Consider the following 5271-nt stretch of genomic DNA (forward strand, 5'->3'; position numbering starts at 1 on the left):
GGCCGGGGCCTTCGCCGAGATGGCCACCTCCCAGCCCCAGTTCGCCCTGCTGCTGCTGACCGACGCCGAGGGCAAGGTCCTGACGGGCAGCCACCACGGCGAGCCCGATCTGGGCGATCTCGTGGGCCGCGTCGTCGAGGACACCGCCACCGCCGGTGCCACGCCCGCCGGCCAGGTGGCGGCGACGGTCGGACCCGCCGCCGTCTTCGGCGCCCTCGGCGAGACCGTGCCGACCACCCTGAAGCTCGTGGCCCCCGTGGTCGGCACCTCCGGCGGCACGGTGGGCTACCTGTGCGGCTATCTCGACTGGACGACCGTGACGAAGGAGATCGACACCGTGTGCGGGCGGTTGGCGGCCGTCGAGTACCGCCACGCCTCGGTGGCCATGGTCTCCCCCGACGCCCGGACGGTGCTGGGCTTCGCCGGCGAAGGCGAAGCCGCCGCTCCGGAGGGCGATCTCGCGACGCTCCTGGCCGCCGGCGGCGCCGACGGCGTGACCTCCGTGCACACCTACCAGGGTGAGCGCCACTTCGTGAACGCGGCGGCGGTGCCTCTCGGCGAAACGGCCGCGGCCGTGCGCCTGGCCGCCTTCGTGCCCCCGAGCGACGTCCTGGCTGAGGTGAACCGGGCGCTGCGGACCAACGCCCTGATCGGTCTCGGCGGCGTGGCGCTGCTCGGCGCCGGGCTGTGGCTCCTGGCCCGGCGCATCGCCGGTCCCCTGCTGAGCGCCATCGCCACCCTCGGCGAGAGCTCCGACGGCATCAGCCGCGCTTCGAGCCAGGTCAGCGACGCCAGCATCGAGATCGCCGACGGCGCCAACTCCCAGGCCGCGGGCCTGCAGGAGACCACCGCTGCGATGATCGAGCTCGACGACCTGACCCGCCAGAACACCGACCGCGCGCGCCAGGCCGCCGACCTGTCGCACCAGGCCCAGGACGCGGCCGAGCTGGGCACGTCGACCCTCGAGCGTCTCAACCAGGCCATCGGGCGCATCCACGCCTCGTCCGAGGAGACGGCGCGCATCCTGAAGACCATCGACGAGATCGCCTTCCAGACCAACCTGCTGGCCCTGAACGCCGCGGTCGAGGCCGCACGCGCCGGCGACGCCGGCAAGGGCTTCGCGGTCGTGGCCGAAGAGGTGCGCAACCTCGCCCACCGCAGCGCCCAGGCGGCCCAGGAGACGTCGAACCTGATCCAGCTGAACCGGCAGAACTCCGAGGACGGCGTGAAGGTCGCCGGCGAGGTGGCCGAGTCGCTGCAGTCGATCATCGGCTCGGTGCGCGAGACCAGCGGCCTGATCGAGGAGGTGGCCCAGGCCAGCGGCGACCAGGCCGGACGGCTGGGCAACACGAAGAACGCCGTGATCCAGATCGAGGGCGTGACCCAGCGCAACGCCGCCAGCAGCGAGCAGGCCGCGGCCGCCAGCCGCGAGATGGCCGACCAGGCCCAGCTGCTCGAACAGCTCGTGGTGACGCTGCAGGGCATCGTCGAAGGGGAAAAGGCCGGCGTCTGAGCCGGCCCCGCAGGCGCGGAGCGAGGGCGGAGCCGGATCGCCACCTGCAGGCGATCGCGCGGCGACTCACCGCCCTCGTTCCCTTTTGGCCGTGCGGCGCCCCCTCGCTACTTCACCAGCACCACCCGCGCCGTGTCACCGACCCGGTCTCCCTCCCGCAGCTTCAGGAAGTACGTACCCGAGGCGACGCCTTCGCCGGCGTCGTCGGTGCCATCCCACATCACGGCATGGAACCCGGCCGCATGGTCGCCGGCGGCCAGATGCCGCACCAGGCGACCGCGCAGGTCGTACACCGTCAGGGAAACGTCGGCGCCGGCGGCCAGGCTGAAGGGGATGCGCACCTGCGGGTTGAACGGATTCGGGTACGGCACGCCCAGGGCGGTGCGCGCCGGCACGTCGCCATCCGGGCGGTCGTCCGGCACGGCCGACGGGTGATAGGGCTCGGAGAAGCGGTCGGCCAGGATGGTCTCGACGTTGGCGCTGAGCGCCGCGGCATCCATGCGGTAGGGCCGGCCGCCAATGAGCGCGAAGCGGCCGCCGTCGGGCCGGTAGGCCCCGCCCAGGGGCGGCGTGTGCAGCACGCTCGTGAGCCTGGTGGGCGAGTTGACGGTGTCGTGGAACAGGGGCACGGTGTCGGACCCGAGGTTCGTGGTGAAGAGACCGACGAAGGTCTGCTCCGGCAGGAGCGGGATGTCGACGAGTTCGGGCTGCATGGCCGTGCAGTCGGCGAGCGTCACGAGCGGCTCGGCCAGCTCGACACCCAGCACCTTGTCGAGCCCGGTGAAAAGGAAGTCGTGGGAGTAGCGCGTCATGAGCAGCACGTTGCCGCCCGCCTCGAGGTACTGCCGGATGGGCGTCTCGAGCCAGGAGTAGATGTCCCCCTCGTAGTTGTTGCCCACCCAGATGACCGTCGAGTAGTGGCCGAGCACGCTGGCCGGCACCGCCCCGTGTCCGAGGGGTTCCGGCAGGGTCGAAGGGTAGCCCCCGGCCGGGACCGGGAAGCAGTCCCAGAAGGCGATGGACGTGTCGCCCCAGAAGGCCCGGGCCTCGTAGGCGTCCTCGATCTGCGGCGAGTAGGTCTCCCAGTGCACGCCGTTCACCACGAGCACGCCCCGGTCGAGCTGCGCCCCGGCCAGCGGGTAGGGCGACAGGATCCAGTGGTCGGGATCGAGAGCGACGCTGCCCACGACGCCGTCGACCGGCAGCACGTACTGCTGGCTGGACTGGTCGTTCTGCACGACCACGTCGGTGGTCGAGACGTCGGTGGCGATGCGCAGGGTGATCGGCATCGCGAAGACGCCGCCGAGCTCCTGGATCTGGTCGATGGTGACGGTGATCTGGCCTGCGGACGGTCCGGGTTCCCAGTCCATGCGGTACACGGGGTAGTAGTCCCCGTAGATCCACTGCTGGAAGAACGCCTCGAGGTCGAGGCCGCTGACCGTCTCCATGGCGGCCTGGAAGTCGGCGGTCGTCGCCGTGCCGTAGGCGTGGCCGGCGCGATAGAGGTCCAGCGCCGCGAAGAAGTCGGCGTCGCCGAGGATGCCGCGCAGCATGTGGACGACCCAGCCGCCCTTGAAGTAGGTCAGGCCCACGTCGAAGATGTCGTCGACGGCCGGGTCCTCGACGAAAACCGTGCCCGGGCCGAAGTAGGAGATGCCCGCCATGTACGACCTGTAGTCGGCGACCCCGTAGCGCTGCTCGTGCCAATAGGCCTCGCCGAACATGGCCAGACCCTCGTTGAGCCAGATGTGGCCGAAGTCGGCGCAGGTGACCATGTCGCCCCACCACTGGTGGGTGAGCTCGTGGGCGATGACGTCCTCGCTCCAGCCGCCGAGGCTGCTGATGGTCTGGTGCTCCATGCCGCCGCCGATGGCGAACTCGGCGTGGCCGTATTTCTCGTCCACGAAGGGATACTCGCCGAAGGCGTCGGCGAAGGCCTCGAGCATCGGCACGGTCTGGGCGTAGGTGTCCTGCACCGAGTCGGCGTGGGACGGGAAGACGAAGTACGACACCTCCATGGGGTCGCCCCCGGCGAGCGGCGTGTACCAGTCCGACCAGCGCGTGTAGGGATAGACCGCCAGGGAGAACAGGTAGGTGGCGATGGGATGGTTGGTCTTCCACTGCCAGCGGTGCCACGTGTCGAAATTGTAGTCGGTCACCAGGCGCCCGTTGCTCGCGCAGGCCATGCCCTCGGGCACGTTGATGTAGAGGTCGAGGGAGTCGGCCTTGTCGGTGTTGATGTCCTTGCACGGCCACCACTCGCGGGCGCCGTAGGGTTCGCTGTAGGAGAACACGTTGTACAGCCCGTCCTGCCGGACCCACTGGAAGGGATCGCTTTGGATCGTGATCGAGAAATCGCGGAGATAGTGCACCCCGACCTGCACCGTCTCGCCGGCGTAGTAGGTCCGGTCGAGATGCACGGTGACGATGTCGTTGGCGTGGGAGAACGTCGACGGCGCGCCGGCCGCCGTCACGTCGAGGGTGCGCATGGTGGTCACCATGTTCAGGTCGAGCTCCGTGAGCGAATCGCCGACCACCTCGGCGGTGGTCGTGACGGTGCCCGTCAGCCGGCGCAGATCCACGTTCAGGGTCAGGGCGACGTTGTAGTGGTGGACGTCGTAGAGCTCCTGGTTCGGCGTGGCCGTGGTCGCAGCCGCGAGGAACGCCTTGGCGTTGCGCTCCTTGGCGGCGGCCTCGGCGTGCACGTGGGCCAAGTCGGGCCGGACGAGGCGTGGCGGCACGTCGTCGACGGCCGTGGCGCGGAGTTGTTGCGGATGCAGGCAAAGGACGAGCAGGAGCGCACAAAGGCGCTGCAGATGGCGCGGCATGAGATTTCCCCCTTGAGCCGAAGCGAACGGACGTCCCCGCCCCCCGCGGGACCGTCCCGGCATATATCTTCCAGTGCATGATTCTCGGGAATTCCAACCCCCGCGGTCAAGACCCGCTGCGAAGAATCACTGAAAATCCCGGCTCCCCACCGGCGTCGGTTCCTGCGGCAGCCGCGGCGCCCAGATGCGCTCGACGATGATGTGGGTCACGCCGTCCTCGGCCTGGATGCGGCCGGACACGCCCATGACCATGAGCGAGCGCGCCAGCAGGCGGTGCTTCTCCCACACGTCCTGCCAGACGACGAGGTTCACGAACCCGGTCTCGTCCTCGAGCGTGATGAAGGTGACGCCCTTGGCCGTGTGCGGGCGCTGCCGACAGATGACCAGGCCGGCGTAGTCGCAGCGGCGCCCGTCGGGCAGGGCGTTGATCGCCTGCGCCGTGGGCCAGCCCTGCGCGGCCAACGCCTGCCGGTACGGCTCGAGCAGGTGGGCGCGCGGGCTGTGGCCGGACTCCTGCCAGTCCCAGTTGATCTCGTCCATCTCGCTCAGGGCCCGGAAGTCCGGGATCGGGGCCGGATCGTCCAGGGGCAGCAGCAGCTGCTCGGGGCGGTCCTTCCGGCTGATGGCGTGCACCGCCCACAGGGCCTTGCGGCGATCGGGCTCGAGGGCGGCCAGGGCGCCGGCACGGGCCAGGGCGGCCAGGTCGTCGGCGGGCACGCGGGCGCGGCGGGCGAGGTCGGCGATGTTGCGGTAGGGGGAAACGCGCTGGGCGGCGACGATTCTTTCGGCGGCATCGTGGCGGAGGCCCTTCACGTAGCGCAGGCCCATTCTGAGGGGGAGTGGGGCCTGGGCGTTGGCGGGGGCGCCGGTGAGCGCTCCCCGCTTCGCCCGAAGGGCTCGCTCGGGCCTAGGGCCCGAGTCGCTCCCACC

The 5271-nt window shown here is 70.4% G+C and carries 3 protein-coding genes; 1 reads left to right on the forward strand and 2 read right to left on the reverse strand.

Features of this window, described 5'->3' with window-relative positions; genetic code table 11:
- Positions 1 to 1513: hypothetical protein (locus KDM41_17070; protein ID MCB1185137.1), on the forward strand; the 1513-nt coding region annotated here is incomplete at its 5' end.
- Between the two features lie 107 nt (positions 1514 to 1620).
- Here KDM41_17070 and KDM41_17075 read toward each other — a convergent pair.
- The gene (locus KDM41_17075) at positions 1621 to 4341 is read right to left on the reverse strand and encodes a T9SS type A sorting domain-containing protein (protein MCB1185138.1); all 2721 of its coding nucleotides are present in this window, start codon (positions 4339 to 4341) and stop codon (positions 1621 to 1623) included.
- A gap of 126 nt (positions 4342 to 4467) precedes the next feature.
- The coding region (dnaE2, locus tag KDM41_17080) for an error-prone DNA polymerase (protein ID MCB1185139.1) at positions 4468 to 5271 on the reverse strand (804 nt) is incomplete at its 5' end.

The organism is bacterium (assembly GCA_020440705.1).
In the GTDB taxonomy this organism is placed as follows: domain Bacteria; phylum Krumholzibacteriota; class Krumholzibacteriia; order LZORAL124-64-63; family LZORAL124-64-63; genus JAGRNP01.

Bases quoted from the DNA above. Each gene is read 5' to 3' on its own strand.
- KDM41_17075 (MCB1185138.1), bottom strand. From the start codon at position 4,341: ATGCCGCGCCATCTGCAGCGCCTTTGTGCGCTCCTGCTCGTCCTTTGC.